The 20,608-nt window shown below is 52.4% G+C and carries 21 protein-coding genes; 14 read left to right on the plus strand and 7 right to left on the minus strand.

Annotation, left to right across the window (positions count from 1 at the left end; all coding sequences use genetic code 11):
• Both ACX9GT_RS05670 and ACX9GT_RS05675 read right to left on the minus strand, forming a co-directional pair.
• Positions 1–1,500, minus strand: a complete 1,500-nt coding sequence (locus ACX9GT_RS05670; RefSeq protein WP_473190206.1) for an aldehyde dehydrogenase family protein — start codon at positions 1,498–1,500, stop codon at positions 1–3.
• A gap of 82 nt (positions 1,501–1,582) precedes the next feature.
• Positions 1,583–3,292: an alpha-keto acid decarboxylase family protein gene (locus ACX9GT_RS05675; RefSeq protein WP_473190207.1), complete on the minus strand. Its 1,710-nt coding sequence runs from the start codon at positions 3,290–3,292 to the stop codon at positions 1,583–1,585.
• 885 nt (positions 3,293–4,177) lie between these two features.
• Between ACX9GT_RS05675 and pagP the strand changes: the two genes are divergently transcribed.
• Complete coding sequence (gene pagP, locus ACX9GT_RS05680) at positions 4,178–4,768, plus strand: lipid IV(A) palmitoyltransferase PagP (RefSeq protein ID WP_473190208.1); 591 nt, start codon at positions 4,178–4,180, stop codon at positions 4,766–4,768.
• 6 nt (positions 4,769–4,774) lie between these two features.
• Here the strand turns inward: pagP and ACX9GT_RS05685 are convergent, their stop codons facing one another.
• Entirely contained in the window at positions 4,775–5,389 is a 615-nt protein-coding gene (locus tag ACX9GT_RS05685; RefSeq protein WP_473190209.1) for a hypothetical protein, read from the minus strand.
• A gap of 151 nt (positions 5,390–5,540) precedes the next feature.
• Between ACX9GT_RS05685 and ACX9GT_RS05690 the strand changes: the two genes are divergently transcribed.
• The 4 genes from ACX9GT_RS05690 (at position 5,541) to ACX9GT_RS05705 (ending at position 7,772) form a co-directional block, all read left to right on the plus strand.
• Complete coding sequence (locus ACX9GT_RS05690; protein WP_473190210.1) at positions 5,541–5,924, plus strand: VOC family protein; 384 nt, start codon at positions 5,541–5,543, stop codon at positions 5,922–5,924.
• Between the two features lie 463 nt (positions 5,925–6,387).
• Positions 6,388–6,747 carry a type II toxin-antitoxin system TacA family antitoxin gene (locus ACX9GT_RS05695; RefSeq protein ID WP_473190211.1) on the plus strand — a complete coding sequence of 120 codons (360 nt, stop codon included), beginning with the start codon at positions 6,388–6,390 and terminating at the stop codon, positions 6,745–6,747.
• Positions 6,731–7,336 (plus strand): GNAT family N-acetyltransferase, encoded by a 606-nt coding sequence (locus tag ACX9GT_RS05700; RefSeq protein WP_473190212.1) that lies wholly within the window; start codon positions 6,731–6,733, stop codon positions 7,334–7,336. Before ACX9GT_RS05695 ends, ACX9GT_RS05700 begins: the two co-directional genes overlap by 17 nt.
• Before the next feature lie 181 nt (positions 7,337–7,517).
• Positions 7,518–7,772 carry an ABC transporter ATP-binding protein gene (locus tag ACX9GT_RS05705; protein WP_473190213.1) on the plus strand — a complete coding sequence of 85 codons (255 nt, stop codon included), beginning with the start codon at positions 7,518–7,520 and terminating at the stop codon, positions 7,770–7,772.
• A 62-nt stretch (positions 7,773–7,834) separates the two neighbouring features.
• Here the strand turns inward: ACX9GT_RS05705 and ACX9GT_RS05710 are convergent, their stop codons facing one another.
• Positions 7,835–8,620: a helix-turn-helix transcriptional regulator gene (locus ACX9GT_RS05710; protein ID WP_473190214.1), complete on the minus strand. Its 786-nt coding sequence runs from the start codon at positions 8,618–8,620 to the stop codon at positions 7,835–7,837.
• 96 nt (positions 8,621–8,716) lie between these two features.
• Here ACX9GT_RS05710 and ACX9GT_RS05715 point away from each other — a divergent pair, with 96 nt between their 5' ends.
• Complete coding sequence (locus ACX9GT_RS05715; RefSeq protein WP_473190215.1) at positions 8,717–9,487, plus strand: class I SAM-dependent methyltransferase; 771 nt, start codon at positions 8,717–8,719, stop codon at positions 9,485–9,487.
• A gap of 42 nt (positions 9,488–9,529) precedes the next feature.
• On the opposite strand, the gene aqpZ is transcribed toward ACX9GT_RS05715, so the two are convergent.
• Positions 9,530–10,225 (minus strand): aquaporin Z, encoded by a 696-nt coding sequence (aqpZ, locus tag ACX9GT_RS05720; RefSeq protein WP_473190216.1) that lies wholly within the window; start codon positions 10,223–10,225, stop codon positions 9,530–9,532.
• A gap of 928 nt (positions 10,226–11,153) precedes the next feature.
• Between aqpZ and ACX9GT_RS05725 the strand changes: the two genes are divergently transcribed.
• The 7 genes from ACX9GT_RS05725 (at position 11,154) to ppnP (ending at position 17,521) form a co-directional block, all read left to right on the plus strand.
• Positions 11,154–11,435, plus strand: coding sequence for a YdgH/BhsA/McbA family protein (locus ACX9GT_RS05725; RefSeq protein WP_473190217.1), 282 nt, complete (start codon positions 11,154–11,156; stop codon positions 11,433–11,435).
• Positions 11,436–11,668: 233 nt separating this feature from the next.
• Entirely contained in the window at positions 11,669–12,226 is a 558-nt protein-coding gene (locus tag ACX9GT_RS05730) for a class I SAM-dependent methyltransferase (protein WP_473190218.1), read from the plus strand.
• Between the two features lie 328 nt (positions 12,227–12,554).
• A complete protein-coding gene (gene aroL / locus ACX9GT_RS05735) occupies positions 12,555–13,079 on the plus strand; it encodes a shikimate kinase AroL (protein WP_473190219.1) in 525 nt (174 codons plus the stop codon).
• A gap of 396 nt (positions 13,080–13,475) precedes the next feature.
• Positions 13,476–14,249, plus strand: coding sequence for an IclR family transcriptional regulator (locus ACX9GT_RS05740; RefSeq protein WP_473190220.1), 774 nt, complete (start codon positions 13,476–13,478; stop codon positions 14,247–14,249).
• A 221-nt stretch (positions 14,250–14,470) separates the two neighbouring features.
• Positions 14,471–16,039, plus strand: a complete 1,569-nt coding sequence (locus tag ACX9GT_RS05745) for an OPT/YSL family transporter (protein ID WP_473190221.1) — start codon at positions 14,471–14,473, stop codon at positions 16,037–16,039.
• Between the two features lie 41 nt (positions 16,040–16,080).
• Positions 16,081–17,010 carry a DUF1177 domain-containing protein gene (locus tag ACX9GT_RS05750; RefSeq protein ID WP_473190222.1) on the plus strand — a complete coding sequence of 310 codons (930 nt, stop codon included), beginning with the start codon at positions 16,081–16,083 and terminating at the stop codon, positions 17,008–17,010.
• A gap of 220 nt (positions 17,011–17,230) precedes the next feature.
• Positions 17,231–17,521, plus strand: coding sequence for a pyrimidine/purine nucleoside phosphorylase (gene ppnP, locus ACX9GT_RS05755; protein ID WP_459399682.1), 291 nt, complete (start codon positions 17,231–17,233; stop codon positions 17,519–17,521).
• Between the two features lie 47 nt (positions 17,522–17,568).
• Here ppnP and rdgC read toward each other — a convergent pair whose 3' ends face one another.
• Positions 17,569–18,480, minus strand: coding sequence for a recombination-associated protein RdgC (rdgC, locus tag ACX9GT_RS05760; RefSeq protein ID WP_473190223.1), 912 nt, complete (start codon positions 18,478–18,480; stop codon positions 17,569–17,571).
• A 248-nt stretch (positions 18,481–18,728) separates the two neighbouring features.
• Between rdgC and mak the strand changes: the two genes are divergently transcribed.
• Positions 18,729–19,634, plus strand: a complete 906-nt coding sequence (mak, locus tag ACX9GT_RS05765) for a fructokinase (protein ID WP_473190224.1) — start codon at positions 18,729–18,731, stop codon at positions 19,632–19,634.
• Between the two features lie 28 nt (positions 19,635–19,662).
• On the opposite strand, the gene licT is transcribed toward mak, so the two are convergent.
• Entirely contained in the window at positions 19,663–20,520 is an 858-nt protein-coding gene (gene licT, locus ACX9GT_RS05770) for a BglG family transcription antiterminator LicT (RefSeq protein ID WP_473190225.1), read from the minus strand.
• Positions 20,521–20,608: the final 88 nt, after the last annotated feature.

The following is a 20,608-nucleotide window of genomic DNA, read 5'->3' on the forward strand; positions in this document are numbered from 1 at the left end:
TTAATAACGAATACAGACCGACTTCGATTCGGTGTAAGCATCCAGCCAGTCCGGGCCGAAATCGCGCCCGGAGCCGGATTGCTTGAAGCCACCAAACGGCATATTGGCGTCGATCAGCGTATGCGTGTTAACCCACACCGTGCCCGCCTGAATACGCGGCGTATAGGCCATTGCCGCCTGTAGGCTGGTGGTCCACAGGCTGGCAGTCAGACCATAATCGGTATCATTGGCTTTTTGTAACGCTTCTTCGGCATCAGCCACGCGGATCAGGTTAACCACCGGGCCGAAAACCTCTTGCCGCGTCAGGTTCAGGCTATCGTCCGGGTTAATCACTAAAGTCGGGGGAATATAGAAACCCTGCGCATTCGGCCCGGCAGCACCGCTGATCAGCTCCGCGTGCTTGTTCCTGGCGTCGTCCAGATAGGCCGCCACCTTGTTACGATGCTCCTGTGAAACCAGCGGGTTAATCTGTGTGCTGCCATCCATGCCCGGCCCGACAGACAGCGACTTCACCGCCTGTTCGAAACCGGCCACCAGTTGATCGTAAATCGGTGCCTCAATATAAATACGCGAACTGGCGGCGCACACCTGCCCCTGATTGAGGAAACTGCCCGCCATCAGCCCTTCGATCACCTGTTGCAGATCGGCATCTTTCAGCACGATGGCCGGGTTTTTACCGCCCAACTCCAAGGTGACGCGGGTTAAGCGATCGGCCGCCGCGCGAGCGATGCTTTTGCCCACCGGCGTAGAGCCGGTAAAGCTGACTTTGGCGATCAGCGGGTGTTCGGTCAGCGCTTTACCGCACAGCGAACCTCTGCCGGTCACTACGTTGAACACACCGGGCGGCACGCCCGCTTCGCTGGCCAGTTCCGCCATGCGCAGCAGAGTCAGCGGGGTGGTTTCTGAAGGTTTGATCACGATCGAACAACCGGCCGCCAGCGCGGGCATCACCTTCCACATCCCGATCAGCAGCGGGAAGTTCCACGGCACGATGCCTGCCACCACGCCGATCGGCTCTTTGCGGGTATAAACCTGATATTTGGCACCCGGCGGCATCGGAATGGAAACGTCGAGGGTTTGGCCGGTGATTTTGGTGGTCAACCCCGCGGTGTAACGCATCCAATTCAGGGTACAACCTACCTCGAACGCCCGGGAGATAGCGATCGATTTGCCCTGTTCCAGGGTTTCCAGTTGGGCCAGCTCTTCGGCATGTTGTTCCAGCAGATCGGCATAGCGCAGTAAAATACGTTCGCGTTCGGCAGGCAGGCGCTGCGCCCAGATTCCACTGGTGAACGCCTGATGAGCCGATGTGACCGCCAGCGCCACATCGGCGGCATTGGCATCGGCGGTGGACGAGATTTGTTTGCCGTCGGCGGGGTTATAGACCGCCAGCCGGGCTTCCGCCTGCGCGGCCTGCCACTGGCCGTTGATATACAGGCCGTGCTGACGATCGAGAAAACGCACTACGCTATCCAGTATTGTTACGGAATTGTCAGGCATATGCCCTCCTTGTCATGCAAAATAAGCTTATTGACGAGATGGTTAACCTTAAAAGTCTACAACCTTACGCCCAAACCCGCTTTTATCTGCCTGACATTGGGTTTGTGCTGCGTGACAGCGTGCTCAGCAGCGTGGCGTGCTGGCCAAAGTTGAAGTGGTTGCAACGCTGGCAAAACTCTTTCATGGCGGGCGGTGCGTCCATCATTGGTAATTTCACCTCGATAAAGGCCAAGCGAGCCTGCCTTGATGCCTGCTCCAGCGCCATTTCCAACTGCTGGCTGGTCTCGACTGCCACGCAGAACGGCGCTGCCTGGCGATTCAGCACCGCAGGCAGTTTGGCGTAATCCCATGAGCCGATATCGTTATAAGACGATGATTCACCAAGGATATAGCGCTCAATGGTGTAACCCTCGTTATTAATCAGGAAGATAATCGGCTTCAGATCGCAGCGCAGCAGGGTAGAGACCTCCTGTGCGGTAAGCTGGAATGAGCCATCACCAATAAACAGCAGATGTCGGCGCGCAGGGGCCGCCATCAGGGTGCCGAGCAGCGCGGGCAGGGTATAGCCGATCGCGCCCCAAATGGGTTGATTCACCAGCGTTATGCCGTCCGGCATGCGCATCGCCCCCATTGCCGCGCCAGAGGTGCCGTTTTCGACCACCAGAACATCATCCGCCTGAATAAAGTGGCTGATACGCTGCCAGAAATAAGCCTGATCGAGCTGGGCATCGCTGGGTACTGCCAATGTGTGATGGAGCTTTGGCAGCGCGGCCTGCGGTGGGGCGCTAGTGTCCTCCGCCAGTTCCAGCAGCGCACGCAGCAAATCCGCTGCCGTCACCGCCGGATACGTGGTGTTATCCAGCCGCAGCAAGTAGGGTTGGATATCCACCATCGCCTGCGGAAGGATTTGCTGGCTGAAATAACCGGTGGTGGAGTCCACCAGGCGCACGCCAAAGCTGAGTATGCAATCGGCCTGAGCCATCTTTTCGAACAGCTCAGGGGATGAAAAATCGCCGCTGTAGCCACCTTGCCAACCCGGCGTGCTCTCGGGGATCACGCATTTTGCCGTGGGCATATTGGTTAATGGAATGGCGAACTTGTCTGCGATCGCAAGCACCAACGGCTGTAGCTGAAAACGGTCAACCATCTGATCGATCAGGATCATCGGCCGCTGCGCCAGTTGAATGCGTTTGAGTAATGCCGCTGCCGCCAGGCGCAGAGTGCTGGCATAGCTGTTGGGTAAGTGCGGTGAGAGAATATGGGCTACCTCAATTTCGACGTCGCAAATGTCGGAAGGCAATTGCAGGTAAACCGGTTTTTTCTGCTGCCAGGCAGTGGCGAGCACGCGAGGGATCTCGCTGGCCGCATTCTCTGGCGTGATCAGCGCCTGCGCTACGGTGAATTGCTTGAAGCAGTTCATCACATTGTCAAAATTGCCGTCTGCCAACGAGTGATGCACCAGAGCATGGTTTTTCATGGCATACAACGGCGGTGTGCCCGCCAGGCAGACAACCGGGACCGATTCCGCGTAGGCTCCGGCAATGCCAGGGAGCGCGGCCAGATCGCCCACGCCGTAGGTGGTAATGAGCGCGCCAGCCCCATTGAGCCGGGCATAGCCATCGGCGGCATAAGCCGCATTCAGCTCGTTACAGTTACCGATAAATTCAACGTTGGCGTCGTGTTCGATCAATTCCAGCAGGGCTAGATTGTAATCACCGGGCACGCCGTAGAGATGTTCTACATTCAGGACACGAAGCTGTTGCAGGAGAAATGCACCTATGGTTATTTTCATTGCTGTACCACATTTTAATTTGTTGTTATTTGAAGGAACACAGCAAAGAAACTGCTGGCGATGTTGTTCCTTTAATCGTTGAACATGAGAGTGACTCAAGGCAGTCGGAATGTGCTTAGTCAGCATTAACAGTTGGTGAAAGAGGAAACTTGTTCAAGTTTGCCCGGCTTGCTGGCCAAGATCGTATCGTATGCGGGAATTTACGCTCTAAAAGGCTACAGGATCGTGGCTGAGAAACGCGGCGGGTATTTCTCTAAAGCAGAGACTCTCTGCCTATTTGAACGTAATGCTATAGAAATACCGTGGTCAGAGGGCGTTGAGAATAAATGCGGTACTTTTCTTGGTATACAACCATCCTGATTCAGCAATGTTATCCATAAAAAATAAAATGAATAATTCATGATAAATCTGATGAATGATGCCTTATAACCGCGAGTGGCAGAACTGCTTTACATTTCTGCGTGTTGCCGAGTAAGCCTGATAACCCGCCGGTTAGCGTGGTAGGATGCACCGCATTGCACAGGGGGCTTGTAGGAAAGATCACGTTTTCTCTCGGCGTACTGTCAATATTTTGCCACGTCAGCCATTGAAGAAAAACGCCAAGTCATTCAGCCATGGACTGATAATGTAACTTTATCTTTCAGGGGGAATGTTAATTTTTTGCTATAATACCTTGATATTTAAGCATAAGAAAAAAGAGTATTCTGACAGACAAGCCGATGAAAAATGAGTAGATTAGCCGTGGTTTCTCTGCGGGAAACTTGCCTGGTGGCTGATGTAAGTAAAATCTCAATCAGTGGCTTAAAAGCGTCGAGCAAATAAGATACGGCTTGATCTCGGCATGGCGATCGGTAAAAATCCCCCGCTTATTTTTACAGGAGCTACATGATGTATTTTGAAAGGACTCTTTTGGCATGTTCGTTGGCGTTGGTATTTCCTGCACTGCCTTCTTATGCTGAGGTTAGTGCAGAAAATAGCAATACTGCGACGGAAGAGCAGAACTGGTGGGGGCGTTTTAAGAGTAACGTTGCCGAAACCTGGAATGATTCGCCGAATAAAGAGCTCTATCTGCCAGCCATTACCTGGCATAACCGTTGGGCGTACGATCAGGAAAAAATTGATAGCTACAACGAACGTCCGTGGGGCGCGGGGTACGGTATTTCGCGTTTTGACGCAGACGGCGACTGGCACACTATCTACTTTATGGTGTTCAAGGATTCGTTTAACAAATGGGAGCCGATCGGTGGCTACGCCTATGAGAATATCTGGCGGCCGATCGATGGCGAAGATTTTCGTCTTGGCCTTGGCTTTACCGCCAGTGTGACCGCGCGCGACAACTGGAGCTATATTCCGCTCCCGGCTCCGCTGCCGATGGCCTCTATCGGTTACCAGCAGCTTACCTTCCAGGCGACCTACATTCCAGGCACCTACAATAACGGCAACGTGTTCTTTGCCTGGCTGCGCTGGCAGTTCTGATTAGAGTCAGTACTCATTATCGGCGATGGGGTGATAGGGTTCTGTTCCTTCCCCCGACAATCTTAATGGCAACTGCCCGCCCTGATGCTCCGCTACGGAGAGGGTTGCTGAACGGAAACTGCAACCGCTTCTGAGATCTTTGATCTTCATAACATATTCACCAGCCGCATCCATTTTCACCGTGAAACTGCCCGCAGCGGGGATAAACACCTCGGCAGGCTGCCGTGGCGTCAGAGCATTCTCCAGTTTGACCAGCACGGCAAAAGCGTTGTGCCGGTTATCCAGAGTGAACTCCCGCAGGGAACTGCCGGTTTGCCATTCCGGCTGATGCAGATAACCAGCAACGGCAGGCCAGGGTTGCCCTTGATTATCGTGCAGCGGCCCACCGCAATGCTCACGCGCCTCCCGCAAAGGAACTTCGCGCTGGATCAGGTAATGCTTTGGTGTAACGAGCGCCGCCCGTTCTTCATGCTGCTGTGCGTACAGATGGCGTTTGGCGGCAAAAATGCCCGCGGCAATCAGCATGAAAAAGATCAGTATCGTCAGGCGATTTCTGAAGATTGGCGCAAACAACCTGCCTGGAAGTTGAAACAGCCAATTGGCGATTCTCAATAACATCATTCTCCCTTAGCGCCCAATTGAATACGCTGGCGGTGACACTACTTTTCCCAGTATAGCCAACATCTTGCCAGTGGTATTATTGTCACAAAGCGAATGCGAACCGCAGGTGACACACTGCGGCGGATATCTCTATCACCCCAGGAGAATGATGATGAAAATAGCCCATGTTGCGATATGGACGCAGGATATTGAGGCGCAGGTTGCTTTTTGGCAGCGTTATTTCAACGGTGTGGCGGGGGAAGAGTACGTGAGCAAAAACCGCCCTGGTTTTGTTTCCCGCTTTGTTAACCTGGCTGAAGGGCCAACGCTGGAGATCATGGCCGTTCCCGGCCTGCTGCCGGGCAAGCCAGGGGAGGAGCGTATCGGTTGGGCGCACATTGCCCTTTCATTGGGCAGTGAGGCGCGGGTGGACGAACTGGCGCAGCGGGCTAAACAGGCCGGTATTCTGCAGGCGGCACCGCGCCGGACTGGCGACGGCTTCTATGAGGCGATTATTCGCGATCCTGACGGTAATGTCATCGAGATCACAGGTTGATGACATAGGACACTAAATCAATTAGTTACTTACCAGAGTTGGTTAAGTAATGCTCATAACGTACAAAAATGTCCGATATCCAAACTGACCCCTGATACACCCTTCTCGCGAGAGGAGGGGAGGGTGCCTTTCGCTGTGTACGGACAAAGTACGGACATTTGACGGAGCGAAAAATAAGCGTTATATTAACTACCGTACATTGTACGTACTTAAAATATTAAATTACTTTAAATTAAAAATATGAATAACTTCAAATGCATACATTAAATACTCAACTAAGCACTCAATTAAGGATACATATCATGCCATTAGCACTCGCTTTAGTTAACCATGGAAATTTAGTTCGGTCCGTCGCAAGCAGCCTTGTAAATCTAGATGTAGTTTCTAACGTTCGGCATCGAAGACAAATATGACCACTAAGGAGGTGTATTGATATTACAGGCAAATATATAAGGGCAATTTTATGAGAAACAACCACTTGGCTGGTGGTTCTGCTAGCACGGCTTCGGCCACCGCTATTAGTACGAAAGAAGTTTTAACTTCATCTGAAGTGAAAAGTACACGTCTGGAGGTTCGCGCAACCACAGATTTCAAAGAAAAGATCCGCTCCGCATCTGCAATAATGGGTATTGATATGAGTTCGTTTATTGTTTTAGCAGCCACGGAATTAGCTCAGAAAACGATTGAAAAACAACGCATTCGTTTGCTAAGTGAGCAGGCTTGGGACAAACTAAACGCGCTAATTAACGCGCCTGTTGTTGAGTTGGATGACGAATTGGAGCGGCTCATGATGGAGAAACCCCGTTATGTTGCAAGACCATGAGACAGACAGTAAAGAAGGAAAGGTCCCACAGCCGTTTGTGATCGAAGCCTTTACAGAAGGTAAGATTTACAAAGGGTTGAAGTCCTTCGATTGTGGTGACGATGTTCTTAATCGTTATGTTAAAGACAATCTGAAGCGCGATGGTGTACGTGACAACAAGATGTTAATTCTGCTTCTCGATCCTAATCAATCGGATAAGTTAGTCGGGTTCGTCAGTGTTCAATCGTATGTTATGGAAAAGGACAAATTGCCAGCACAATCATTTCCGCACTCACTTCCCCCGTTGGTGCCAGTAGTAAAATTCTCGATGATCGCCGTCACTAAAGAGTATCAAAAAGACGGCTGGGGAAGGCAGTTACTTCGCGCGGCGCTGGACCGCGCAATTAAAATTGCTTCAGTGGCCAATGACGTCAAGGCAGTTGTCCTTGATGCAAAAGAAGATGCCGTAGCATTTTATCAGCGCTATCGTTTTACATTGGTCGAAGCCACCCCGGATGAGAACGGCACATGCTTTATGTGCTTGTCCATTCGTGATCTGCTGGCGATGGACGCCAAGCGTAAGCAACTGGAAGAATCAGCTGCGTCGTAATTAGTAACCACGAGCTACCAGGTCTTGCGGGAGTAGTGAATAAGGCTCAGTATTTTTGCTGAGCTACGCAGGCCTATCATCATGCCATTCGCTGATATTTACGCTTCTTTACTGTGCAATCGATTGAAATATCAGCACTCCTGCTACATATAATGGAACCTTCAGCCAACAAGGAGGGTGTATGGGAATCAGCGAAGAAGAGTCGATCCGCCGCTTAACCCACGAGAAAAATGCCGTAGGGAATTCGGCAAAATGGGTGGCGATTGTTTCAGCCGTTTATTTTATTTTGATGGTGTTTTATGACCATCCCGCTGGAGTGCTGGCCATGTCTGGCACCATTTTTGTTGTCTCTGCCACTACCTGGCTGAAGAAACGCAGAAAGGTGAAGGCTTACCGCATGGCGCTGGCAAAAATCAGCGATAACGAAACACCCTGAAGCGCGTTTACAGCCGCCAATAAATAAATGGCAGGTAAAGCTGTCTATGAATTTGTTACCCATTACGGCAAAGGCATTAGCATCACCAGCTTCAGCCCATGGTGCTCGGCAGGATAGAAGGTCACTTGCTGATAATGCAGCGCCCCTTGTTGCGGATGGGTAAAAGTGCGTTCTCCCCCTTCGCGCGCCATAACGTCCTGCTGCTTCCACCAATGATGAAATGATTCACTGTTGTGCGTCATATTGCGCACAAAGGCGCGTATCTCTTCGGTTCCCTGATGATGGCTGGTTTCAGCACGGAATTCTGCCACCACGCGCCGGGCGCGATCTTCCCAATGGCTGACCAATTGCTTTGCCTGAGGGTGGAAGAACATAAAATGTAACAGGTTCGGGGTCTTGGCCTGATCCAGCCAGCCGCTGAACAGCTTTTCCGCCTGCTGATTCCAGGCCAGCATATTCCAGGTGAGATCCAGCAGATAACAGGGCACTGTCATTTGATGCACGCTTTGCAGCACGGCGGCGTTAACTGTTTCTTGCTGCTGTTCCAACTCCGGATCGGTGATGCGTGCCAGCGTAAACAGGTAGTGGCGTTCGGCATGGCCGAGCCGCAGCGCTTTAGCAATACGCGCCAGCGTGTAAGGCGAAATGGCTACCTCCCGCCCCTGTTCGATCCAGGTATACCAAGTGGCGCTGATGCCGCTGATTTGTGCCAGTTCCTCACGGCGTAAACCGCTGGTGCGGCGGCGCGGGGCCGTGGGCAGGCCCAGCATTTCTGGCGTTACCCGTTCCCGGTGTGCACGCAGAAAAGCCCCGAGGGCTTTTGGGCCGGATAAAGTGTCTGATTCCATAGGGTGGTACCTGTTGATACTAGGATAAATGGTCATATTGTACCCGTATAGTAAGTTAATTATAGTCACTCCAGAACATCCATAACGGGAGTAAATATGAGCATCAGCGACAGCCATAAGAATGCGGTCGAACGTCAGTTCGGCGAACAGGCTCAGGCCTATTTGAGCAGTGCCGTACACGCACAGGGGAAAGACCTGCAACGCCTGGCGCGCTTGCTGGCAGGCAGCAGTGAAGCTCGGCTGCTTGATTTGGGATGTGGTGCCGGGCATGCCAGTTTTGTTGCCGCGGCAAAGGTCGCCCAGGTGGTGGCGTACGATCTGTCCGCGCAGATGCTGGCAGTGGTTGGCAAAGCCGCCACGGAGAAAGGGCTGGGGAACATTCAGGTACAACAAGGTGTGGCTGAATCGCTGCCGTTTGACGATGCCAGTTTTGATATAGCGATCAGCCGCTATTCGGCGCATCACTGGCACGACGTTGGCCGGGCATTGCGCGAGGTGAAACGGGTATTGAAACCCGGTGGCCGAGCCATTTTTATGGATGTGGTTTCGCCGGGCCATCCTTTGCAGGATATCTATTTGCAGACGGTAGAAGTGCTGCGCGATACCTCACACGTGCGCAACTATGCGCCGGGCGAATGGTTGGCGATGTTGACTGAGGCTGGGCTGGTGGTGCGGGAAGTGACTTCGGATCGTCTGGATCTGGAGTTCAGCAGTTGGGTGGCGCGGATGCGTACCCCTGAACATTTTGTCACCGCGATCCGCGCCTTGCAGCAAGGGGTAACAGAGGATGTACGGCAACATTTCGCCATTCAGGCCGATGGTTCGTTTACCAGCGACATCATGATGTTTGAGGTGACAAAGGGGTAAAGAATGGCAGGGCAGCCAAGAGGGCTGCCCTGAAAATAGTGCTTACTTTTTGTCTTCCAGCAGACAGCGGTAAATCAGCCCGCCAACAATGCCGCCGACTAATGGCACTAACCAGAATACCCACAGCTGTTGCAATGCCCAGGTGCCCTGGAAAATTGCCACGCCGGTACTGCGCGCCGGGTTAACGGAGGTATTGGTGACGGGAATGCTGATTAAGTGAATCAGCGTCAATGCCAGGCCAATAGCCAGTGGGGCAAAGCCTGCCGGTGCGCGTTTATCTGTCGCACCATGAATGATGATCAGGAAGAATGCGGTCAACACTAGCTCAATAACGATAGCGGCCTGCAAAGAATAGCCGTTTGGTGAATGCTCACCGTAGCCATTGGAGGCAAAGCCACCGCCGGTAGCGTCAAAACCGGTTTTACCGCTGGCGACTAAATAAAGCACCGCCGCTGCCGCAATACCACCAACAACCTGAGCAATAACATAAGGAACCACGTCTTTTGCCGGGAAACGGCCACCGGCAAATAATCCTACGGTGACGGCCGGGTTAAAGTGCCCGCCAGAAATATGACCGACAGCATAAGCCATGGTGACCACGGTGAGACCAAACGCTAAAGCTACGCCGGTAAAACCAATACCCAGTTGCGGGAATGCGGCGGCCAAGACTGCGCTGCCACAACCACCGAACACCAACCAAAATGTGCCAAAAAATTCGGCAAAGAGTCGCTTTGACATAGATTGCATCCTGCAGGGAGAAAATGTATTAGCATCGGCACTAAAAACTCTACAACCTCTGTTTGTTATTACAGGGTTTATACCCAACAATCGCAGGGAGCAGCAAACGATCAAAACCTGATGAACTTACTCGAGTAAGGGTTCCGGGTTCGTGAACGTAGCCAGCATCTCTGTGACTCAAAATGATGGATATAAGTAGTTGTGCCTGATATGCCCTCAATTACGGCCGGTATTAAATCCCTATCTTTTTATTTTGTCTATATCAATGTATTGATTTTGAGAAAATACCTTCCTTCACTGATGTTTTTACTTTTGTCCAGGTGATTTTCTTGGTTTTTGTCTGATAAATTCTTAATTTTACCGGTTGTTATCTGACAAGTTCTTGATTTTATTTTTTGTGGTCTATGCTTTAAATTTAATTATTTTAATCAGTGATGCTTGGTGATGGGATATTTGCTAAGCGTTAGTTATTATTACTCATGTTAATATATTAACCATACTGAAAATTGCAGATGTTTTGACTGTTCAGGCTCATTTTGCACCTCAGTGATGTACTGGCAGCGGCGTTTGCTGCGCGAAATGCGTTCTCATCCGGCAACTATCGCCATAACCAGACGTTTAAACAGGACGTTGGCCAATCTGGGCCAAGGTGTATGATGCAGTGTCGGTGCCAAAGGTAAGTAAAATTTGTTAAAAATGAAGGCACTTGCCCCACTCGGGTAAATATAATTTTTATTTCTACCAAACAGTGCATAAAATTACTCTATACATGGAGTTCAGCGCTATCAGGAAATAAAAGTTCTCATTGTCTCCTTTTTTTACTCACAATGATTGAGTTTCTTTACATTGGATGACGTCCGTTTTCATTGGCTGTTCGATAATTAACGCCACTGAGAGCGAGTTAATAAGCAAAATAACGGAGTCAATCATGAAACTATTACCTTGTATTGCTGCTGCACTGATCGCCACTGCTTCATTCTCCACTCTGGCAGCGGATATGTCCGTTAAACAGGTCGACAATACCCAGGCCAGCACCATGCAAAGCATGGGAGTGGTCTCGGTCTCTGGGATCGCTGGTTCACCAGATGATGCGATCCGTGCGTTAAAACAAAAAGTGATGGAAGACGGCGCAACGCATTATCGCATCATTGGTCTGGATAACCCTGGTGACTCCAGCGATTGGCGCGGTAATGCGGAAATCTATCGTTAATACATTAACGGTAATAAATTTATCATCTGATCATAAATCTTGGCCAATATAATAGAAGGCTGTGGATAATAATCTGACCAATAATGCTATGATTATTGATTGATTATTACCGCAGCTTTTTTTGTCTGCTGGTTGCATTTGATTACAACTGTCTCTGTGCTTTTAGCGATTATGTTAATGAAACCTTAAGGAATTCAGTCCAGATTAGAGGAACTCAACCAAAGGATACCTCAATGTTACATGCGACACGGATGCAACTGAAAAATCACTTAACTTATCTTCAGCAATTTATGGCCTCCCCCCGCACGGTAGGTTCGTTGGCACCTTCTTCCCCTTGGTTATGCCAGGCGATGCTGAATCAGATTGATTGGACGCAGGCTTTGTCGATTGCCGAACTGGGTGCGGCAGATGGTGTGCTGACCAAACGCATTCTGGGGCGCATGCGCGCCGATGCCCAACTGGAATCCTATGAAATCAAACCCAATTTTGTCCGCCGCTTGCGGCTGATTGATGACGAGCGTCTCCGGGTGATGGCCTGCTCAGCAGAAAACTTGGGGCGCAATTATGATGTGATCTTTTCCTGCCTGCCGTTGCTGTCGCTTCCGCTAAAGGTCAGCGTACGTATTTTGCAACAGGCGCAGCAGGATTTGCGGGCGAGCAACGGCACGCTGGTATTGTTCCAATACAGCCATCTGTCAGAAAAGCTGCTCTCGCGCTATTTTCATTGGAAAAAGCAGCTTGAAGTACGCAATTTTCCGCCCGCGTTGGTGTATGTCTGCACGCCACGTTAGTCAGAACCGTTTTTCTATCACGACCACGTTAGCGCGGTTTAGCCTGCTGTTTTTGCCTGCCACTCGAATTGTGTAGAGTTTTACTGACTGTAACAATAGGTTCCTGCTATCGGGAAAATCTGCTTAAATAGCGCGCTCTGAACCAACAGGATGAACGATTGCGGGCCATGTTGGCGCAGGAGCCGCTGCGCTATGGCATTTACACTGTCGTAAAGATTGAAATACAGTGTGAGGGCGGTATGATGCAGCAGCCATCGTTCGATCTGCCTGCCAGATATCTTGCTGGCAAACCAACGCATTCACGTTACCGCATAAGGGACAACCCGTAATGACACAAACCATTTTTATGGTAGGCGCGCGCGGAGCCGGTAAAACCACGGTGGGTAGCGCGTTGGCGCAGGCCCTGGGTTATCAGTTCATTGATACCGATCTGTTTATGCAGCAGGCTGCGCACATGAGCGTGGCGGAAATGGTGGCGCAAGAGGGCTGGTTAGGGTTCCGCCGCCGTGAAACCTTGGCCTTGCAACAGGTGGCTCAGCCGTCAACCCTGGTTGCCACAGGGGGCGGTGCGATTCTGGCGGAAGAGAATCGCCGGTTTATGCGCCAGCACGGTACGGTGATTTATCTGCGCGCACCTGCCAGCGTGTTAGCGCGGCGGCTGGAAGAGTACCCGGAAGATGCGCAGCGCCCGACATTGACCGGCCGCCCCATCGCCGAAGAAATGCTGGAAGTGTTAGCGGCGCGCGAAGCGCTGTATCAGGAAGCCGCCCATTATGTGATGGACGGTACTCTTCCTCCTGCGCAGGTGGTTGAACAAATCCTCGCGGTTTTGCAGTGTGAAACGGTAAAATAAACTCCTTCAGGGGCACATCTTCTGGTGCTCCGTTTTCTACCATAGCCCTATTTACTGAGGTAAAAAGTGAAGGGCTAACGCGTTCCTCTAATTCATTCTCATCATTTTTCGTTAGTCATAAAGAGTTAACCTTCGATATTAATAGCCTGTTTGATCATTCTTGGTGGAATTATCTTTATTAGCATTTTGTGCTGATATTTATATTTCCTAACGGATATCCACTAGCTTTCATCGGCAATAACTCTGCGATCTGTGCTGTGTTTTATTTATCGAAGCATTATTTTCTGCAATGGGTTGCGCATATAAAAAATAAACTGCTTGACGATAAGTAGTACGGGTTTTAGTTTCTAACTATTGATTAGGAACTGAGTTCCATATAATGGAACAAGGCGTGCCATGACCACCTTAGAAAATGCCACGGCGGTGTTAAAGCTATTTTCTCAGCGGCGTATGACCTACGGCCAGCCGGGGATTTCGTTCAGCGATGTGGTTGAGCAGCTTGGTTTGCCGAAAAGCACGGTTTCGCGCCTGTTACAAACCATGGAAAGCCAGGGGATGCTGGAACGAGATCCGGTAAGCCGCCTGTATAAGATCGGGCATCTGCTGCTTTCGGTGGCCAGCCATTATCTGTCAACGCCGCTGGTAGAAAGTGCGGCGGTGCTGATGGCACAGCTTAACCAACTGACCTTCTGCACGGGCTATATTGCGATGCTGGAAGGGAGTGAAAGCCGGGTGATGCGTACATTCCCAGGGCGTCATTTTTTGCAGGTGGTCACACCGGTTGGCGTCTGTTCACCGGCGGCTGGCACCTCGGTAGGCCGGGCGATGCTGGCGCGGGAAAGTGATGAGCAGGTGTGTGAGCGCTTTGCGGCAGGTTATCAGGCCGCTTCTCCTAACTCACCGCAAACGCTGGACGCGTTGCTGCAAAAGCTGGCACAGGTCAGGCAGCAGGGCTGGTCATTGGCGCGTAACGAAACGCTGCCGGGGATCAGTTCGCTGGCAACGTCGGTAACCAATAAACACCGCAGTGAGACGGTGGGGTTATGTTTATCTTTTCCCTCTCAAACCGACGAGCAACCTTACTCGCCTCAGGTTCTTGAGGCATTAATGGCGGTTTCCCGGCAGTTGGCAGAAAGGCTTGGTGATGAGTATTGGCAGCAGATTGTTTAGGAATCCCCTTCACCGAGAAAACAGCGTTACGGCTTAATTAATTGGAATGCTAACACCAGGGGCATGTGCTGACGGTTTAATTACCGGGCGGCAATTAATCAGGCCAAGGCAGGCAGTAAATAAATCATTTCACTGTAAGTTCCAAATAATGGAACTGCGGCGGCAGCTTCTGCCCGAAATATTATTTCGCCCAATAACAGGGATATTCAGGGACACTGTTTATGAAACCAGAGAAAGCCATTAATCCGTTAAAAGACATCGGCACGCTGCTGGTGATGGTCGTGTTGTCCATCATCGGGGCCATTATCGGGGTGCAACTGATCACGACTTTGGGCGTAACGCCCAATACTTCGATCATCGGTGCGCTGTTTGCCATGTTGCTGGCGCGTATTCCGTTGCAGATGTTCCAGCGTTACCGCTCCATACACACGCAGAACCTGGCGCAGACGGTGATCTCTTCTGCCACCTTCGGCGCGGCCAACAGCCTGCTGATGCCGATTGCCGTTCCTTACGTGATGGGGCAACCCCAACTGATCATGCCGATGTTTTGCGGCGTGGCGGCTGCGATGCTGCTGGATGCCTATCTGCTGTATCGCCTGTTTGACACCAAAGTGTTTCCTGCTGCCAATGCCTGGCCACCGGGCGTGGCGGCCGCAGAGGCCATCAAGGCTGGCGATCGGGGCGGCAAACAGGCATGGCTGCTGGTGGTGGGCGTGGTCGTCGGGGTTGCCGGTTCGATGCTCAAGATCCCGATGGCGGCTTTCGGTACCGCATTTATCGGCAACATCTGGGCGCTGAGCATGTTCGGTGTCGGTTTATTGCTGCGCGCCTACGGCCAGCCGCTGACCGGGGTGGATCTCAACGCGCAGTATATTCCACACGGTGTGATGGTCGGAGCCGGGCTGGTAGCGCTGATTCAGGTGGTTCAGGTGATCCGCAACAAGCATGCGGATACCATCTCCACCCATACGCAGCCTGACAGCGAGGTGCGTAAAGCGCTGGGGCTGGGGGCGGTGGGTTATGTAGTGATCGCCGCACTGTTGGCGCTGGCAGGGGGGCTGTACAGCGAAATGTCGCTGACCATGCTGCTGCTGTTTGTGATTTATGCCGCTTTTGCCGCCTTTGTGCATGAGCTGATCGTCGGGATTGCGGCGATGCATTCCGGCTGGTTCCCGGCCTTTGCCGTGGCGCTGATCACTCTGATTATCGGTATTTTGATCGGCTTCCCGCCGTTGGCGCTGTGTATTCTCACCGGTTTCACCGCCGCGACCGGCCCGGCGTTTGCCGATATGGGCTTTGACCTGAAAGCGGGCTTTATCCTGCGTGGTTACGGTAAGGACTTGCAGCAGGAACTGCTGGGGCGCCGCATTCAGTTGATTGCCGCGATGATTGCTTTTGTGATTGCCATTCCGGTGGTTTATTTCTCTTACAGCAGTTATTTCCTACAGGAACTGGTCCCGCCGGTGGCGCGCGTGTATGCCAAAACCATCGAAGCTGGTGCGCAGCCGGGCATCGCCTTCAGCCTGCTGATTTGGGCTATTCCGGGAGCCATCGTGCAGTTTATCGGTGGGCCAAAACGCCAGTTGGGTGTGTTGCTGGCAACCGGTTTGCTGATCAACAACCCGTTGGCCGGTTGGGCGGTGGTGGTGGGGATTACGCTGCGTATTCTGATCATCAAGCGTTGGGGCGATAAAGGCCGTACCCCGATGGAGATTATGGCGGCCGGGTTTATTGCCGGTGACGCGTTGTACAACTTCTTTAATTCGATTTTTTCCAGCAAAGGGAAATAACGCTGGGCGCATTGATACATAAAATTTGCGAGGTATAGAACATGAGTTTGCAACAAACGCTGCAGGTTTTTGAGTTAATCGACAACGCACACGTCAGCGGCCAGGACATTATTGATTTATTCGCGCCATATCCGGCGGTTAAGGCCAGCACCCAGCGCGCCAGCGGGGCAAAAGGGTCGACGGATTTTGTCCGCATTGAGATTGTGGGTAACGCAGGCAAAAGCGTAGGCGGTAGTGCTCCGACGCTGGGGATCATTGGGCGGTTGGGGGGCATTGGTGCGCGCCCGACGCGTATTGGGCTGGTCTCTGACGGTGATGGTGCCATTGCGGCGATCGCCTGTGCCCTGAAGCTGGCAGAAATGCAGCGCAAAGGCGATGTGCTGCCGGGGGACGTGATCGTTACCACCCATATTTGCCCGAATGCGCCAACGCGCCCGCACGATCCGGTGGATTTTATGGATTCACCGATCGATGACGTCACGATGAATGACCATGAAGTGGTGCTGGAAGCGGATGCCATTTTGTCGATCGATACCACCAAAGGTAACAGGATCATCAATCACAAAGGCTATGCGCTGTCGCCGACGGTGAAAGAGGGGTACATCCTGCGGGTGGCGGAAGACCTGCTGCGTATTATGGAGATGACCAGCGGCCGCGCGGCGGTGACGTTTCCGATCACCATGCAGGACATCACGCCCTATGGTAATGGTGTGCACCATCTCAACAGTATTTTGCAGCCCTCAACCGCCACCACGGCGCCGGTGGTGGGCGTGGCGATCTGCACGGAGTCGGTGGTGCCGGGTTGTGGCACCGGGGCCAGCCATGAAACGGACATCGCGTTAACGGTGAAATTTGCCGTGGAAGTGGCGAAAGAGTTCGGGCGCGGTACCTGTAGTTTCTATGATGCCGCAGAGTATGCTCAACTGCTGGCGCTGTATGGCAGTATGAGCCATCTGCAACGGCGGCAATAACCGCATTATCTGAACCTGTTAATTTTTCTTTTAGACTTGTTAATCGCTTGGGGCCTTTTGGCCCCGTTTTTTATTCTGCACGGATGTTCTGGCCAGCCAGGAAAAAACGCTGCAACCTTCCCGTGCGCCGTGATCGCATTTCGTGTGAAAAACCAGTGACAGATCAGGCTCAATCCCCCAATATGGAACTCCACTAAGATGATAATGCGGGGGCCAGTCTATGCTGAAAGTGAACGAGTATTTTGGCGGAAAAGTGAAGTCTATCGGTTTCGATAGTAGCAGCATCGGTCTTACCAGCATCGGTGTGATGGAGGAGGGGCAGTACACCTTCAGCACCGCACAACCGGAGGAAATGACGGTGATCACCGGGGCATTGAAAGTGCTGCTGCCGGGCGCACCGGACTGGCAGGTCTTTACGCCAGGCGAAAAATTCTTCGTGCCGGGGCACAGTGAGTTCAACCTACAGGTTGCTGATGCAACCGCATACCTTTGCCGTTATCTGAGTAAATAATTTACCGCCGGGATGCAACCATTGCATCCCGGCGGCTTTGCTACGCTTTATCGCTGCGCTTCGCCACCCAAGGCTTCAATGGTATTGCTGATCAACGCTGCCAGTTCGCTGGTCATCAGGATGAAATCGGCATCGAAACGCTGAGCGAAATCTTCACGATCGATATCATCGTTCTGCTCGCGTAATACATCGGCAAACTTCAGGCGCTTGAGAGAGCCATCGTCGGCCAACACCAGTTGGATCCGCTCCTGCCAGTCTACCGCCAGTTTGGTCACCAGCTTGCCCGCTTCAATATGCACGGCGATCTCATCGCTGATCAGGTTCTGTTTTTTGCAACGGATCACGCCGCCGTCTTCCAGAATGGCTTTCAGTTCGGCTTCATCCTGAATGATAAAACCGGCTGGCAGTTCACCGGAGCGCACCCATTCGGTCAGCGTCAGCTCGATCGGGCTTTCCATGGTCAGCGGCACCACCGGCAGCGAACCCAGGCTTTTGCGCAGCAGTGCCAGAGTATCTTCGGCGCGTTTGGCGCTGGCGGCATCCACCATGATCAAACCGTTGACGGTATCGATCCACATAAACGTCTGGTTAAAACGGCTGAAGGCGCGCGGCAACAGGCTGTGCAGCACTTCATCTTTCAGCGAGTCTTTCTCGGTTTTTTTCAGCTTGCGGTGCTGCTCGCCTTCCAGCTTATCGATCTTCGCTTGCAGTTCCTGCTTCAACACTGGAGAGGGCAGGATCTTCTCTTCTTTACGGGCGCAGATCATGATTTGGCCGTTAACGGCGTGCGTCAGTGCGTCGCTGCGAGAGCCCATTGGCGAGACCCAGCCGGTTTTCGCCATATCCTGGCTGCCACACGGGGTGAACGCAAAGGCGCTGAGCTGTTTTTCCATTTCATCCGCGTTTAGCGCAACGTCGCGGCTCAAACGGTAAACCATCAAATTCTTAAACCACAGCATAATGTTATCCCAGGCTGGGCGTGCACTTGTACCCCGAATACCTCTTGCGGGTCGCACGCTGATTCGTCAAAAGCAGGGCGGCATGATAACGAATTGACGCTGAAAAAGCGCCTTATTCCCGCCGATTTGCGGCGGTTCCCGCGTTTCTGTGGCGCGTTTTCTGCAACGCTAACAGTGAGTAAAAGATTTTTTATCTGGGTTACATTAGGCTGTATATCTATTGTCGTCGTGCGTTGAGGAGAAAAATCGTGCGCATTGGTATTGATCTGGGTGGCACAAAAGTTGAAGTGATCGCGTTAGCCAATGACGGGCGGGAACTGTTCCGCCATCGTATCGCCACGCCGCGTAATGACTATCCGCAGACATTGGCAGCCATTGTTGGGCTGGTGAGATTGGCGGAAGAAAAAACCGGCCAGCAAGGCTCGGTTGGCGTCGGCATTCCCGGTACGCTGTCGCCTTTTACCGGGTTGGTGAAGAATGCCAACTCAACCTGGCTGAACGGCCAGCCGCTGGATAAACACCTTTCGGCCATGCTGGCGCGTGAAGTGCGGCTGGCGAATGACGCCAACTGCTTGGCGGTGTCAGAAGCCACCGACGGTGCCGGAGCGGGCAGCCAAACGGTGTTTGCGGTGATCGTCGGCACCGGCTGCGGCGCAGGCGTGGCGATTAACGGGCAGGTGCATGCCGGAGGGAACGGTATTTCCGGTGAATGGGGCCATAACCCGCTGCCCTGGCTGGATGACGACGAACTGCGTTTTCGCGCCGAAGTGCCCTGTTACTGCGGCAAACAGGGCTGCATTGAAACCTTTATCTCCGGCACCGGTTTTGCCACCGACTATGCGCGGCTGAGCGGGACCAGGCTGAAAGGGAATGAGATCATGGCGTTGGTGGCGCAGCAGGATGCCACCGCTGAACGGGCGATTGCGCGCTACGAAATGCGGCTGGCGAAGTCTTTGGCGCACGTGATCAATCTGTTTGATCCCGATGCGATCGTCCTCGGGGGCGGTATGAGTAACGTTGAACGCCTGTACCAGAATGTGCCGCAGTTGGTGAAGTCTTGGGTGTTCGGCGGCGAATGTGAAACCCCGATCCGCAAAGCGATCCACGGCGATTCCAGCGGCGTGCGCGGCGCGGCATGGCTGTGGCCGCAGTGATTACTTTCGCCAAGGGCTGAAGGAAACCTCACTCCTTGGCGATGTAATTGCCTTCGCTTTCGCTGCGCACCCGTTCAATGTGGATGGTCAGAAACATCATCTCTTCACGGGTCAATTGGTGCTGATAGTGCTTTTCAATGTGCTGGTTGATTTTGCCAGCACAGGCGAAGGATTCGTGATATTTGTCCTTCACTACCTGATACAGCGAGTCATCGTCGCTGTCGACGTAGTTTTTCCCCAACAGGCGCTGGGCGAAGAATTTTAAATGGGTGACGAAGCGGTGATAGCTGAGCGCCTCTTCATTGTAATCAAAGCGGAAATGGTATTTGACGATATTCAGGATCTCCTGCATCACGCGGGTGATATGCAGGGTGTTGTGCATCTCGTCATTAAGCTGGGCGTTGACCAGATGCAGGGCAATAAATCCGGCTTCATCTTCCGGTAGCTGGGTTTCCAGGCGCTGGGCGATGATTGTTAACGCCTCCAGCCCGAGGGCGAATTCGTTCGGGTAGAGCTTTTTGATCTCCCACAGCAGCACATTCTTGATGTCCAACCCCTGCGTATGGCGCTGCAACGCGAAGTGGATATGGTCGGTCAGCGTAATGTAGACGATGTTGTGCAGTTTCCCCGGCAGCCTTTGGCGGGCAAGGGTGATAATGCGATCGGCGGTGGTAATGCAGGCCAGCGGTATTTCCGCCAGCAGCTCTTTGTAGCGCTCGCTCATTTCGCCGCTGTTGAGGGTAAACACCTTCTCGATCAGGCTTTCATCGAGGCTATCACCGGCTTTCTTTTTAAAACCAATGCCACGCCCCATGACCACCGTTTCTGCCTGATGGTCGCTCAGCGTAATCACTACGTTATTATTGAGTATTTTAGCGATTTTCATGGCTATTCCTGGCTTTTCAAACCCGCTGAAAACGAAAAAACCCGACGTCCAGGAGCGATCCTAGAGGTCAGGTTTTGCCTGTTTATTT

It is taken from the genome of Serratia sp. YWN4, from assembly GCF_055790845.1.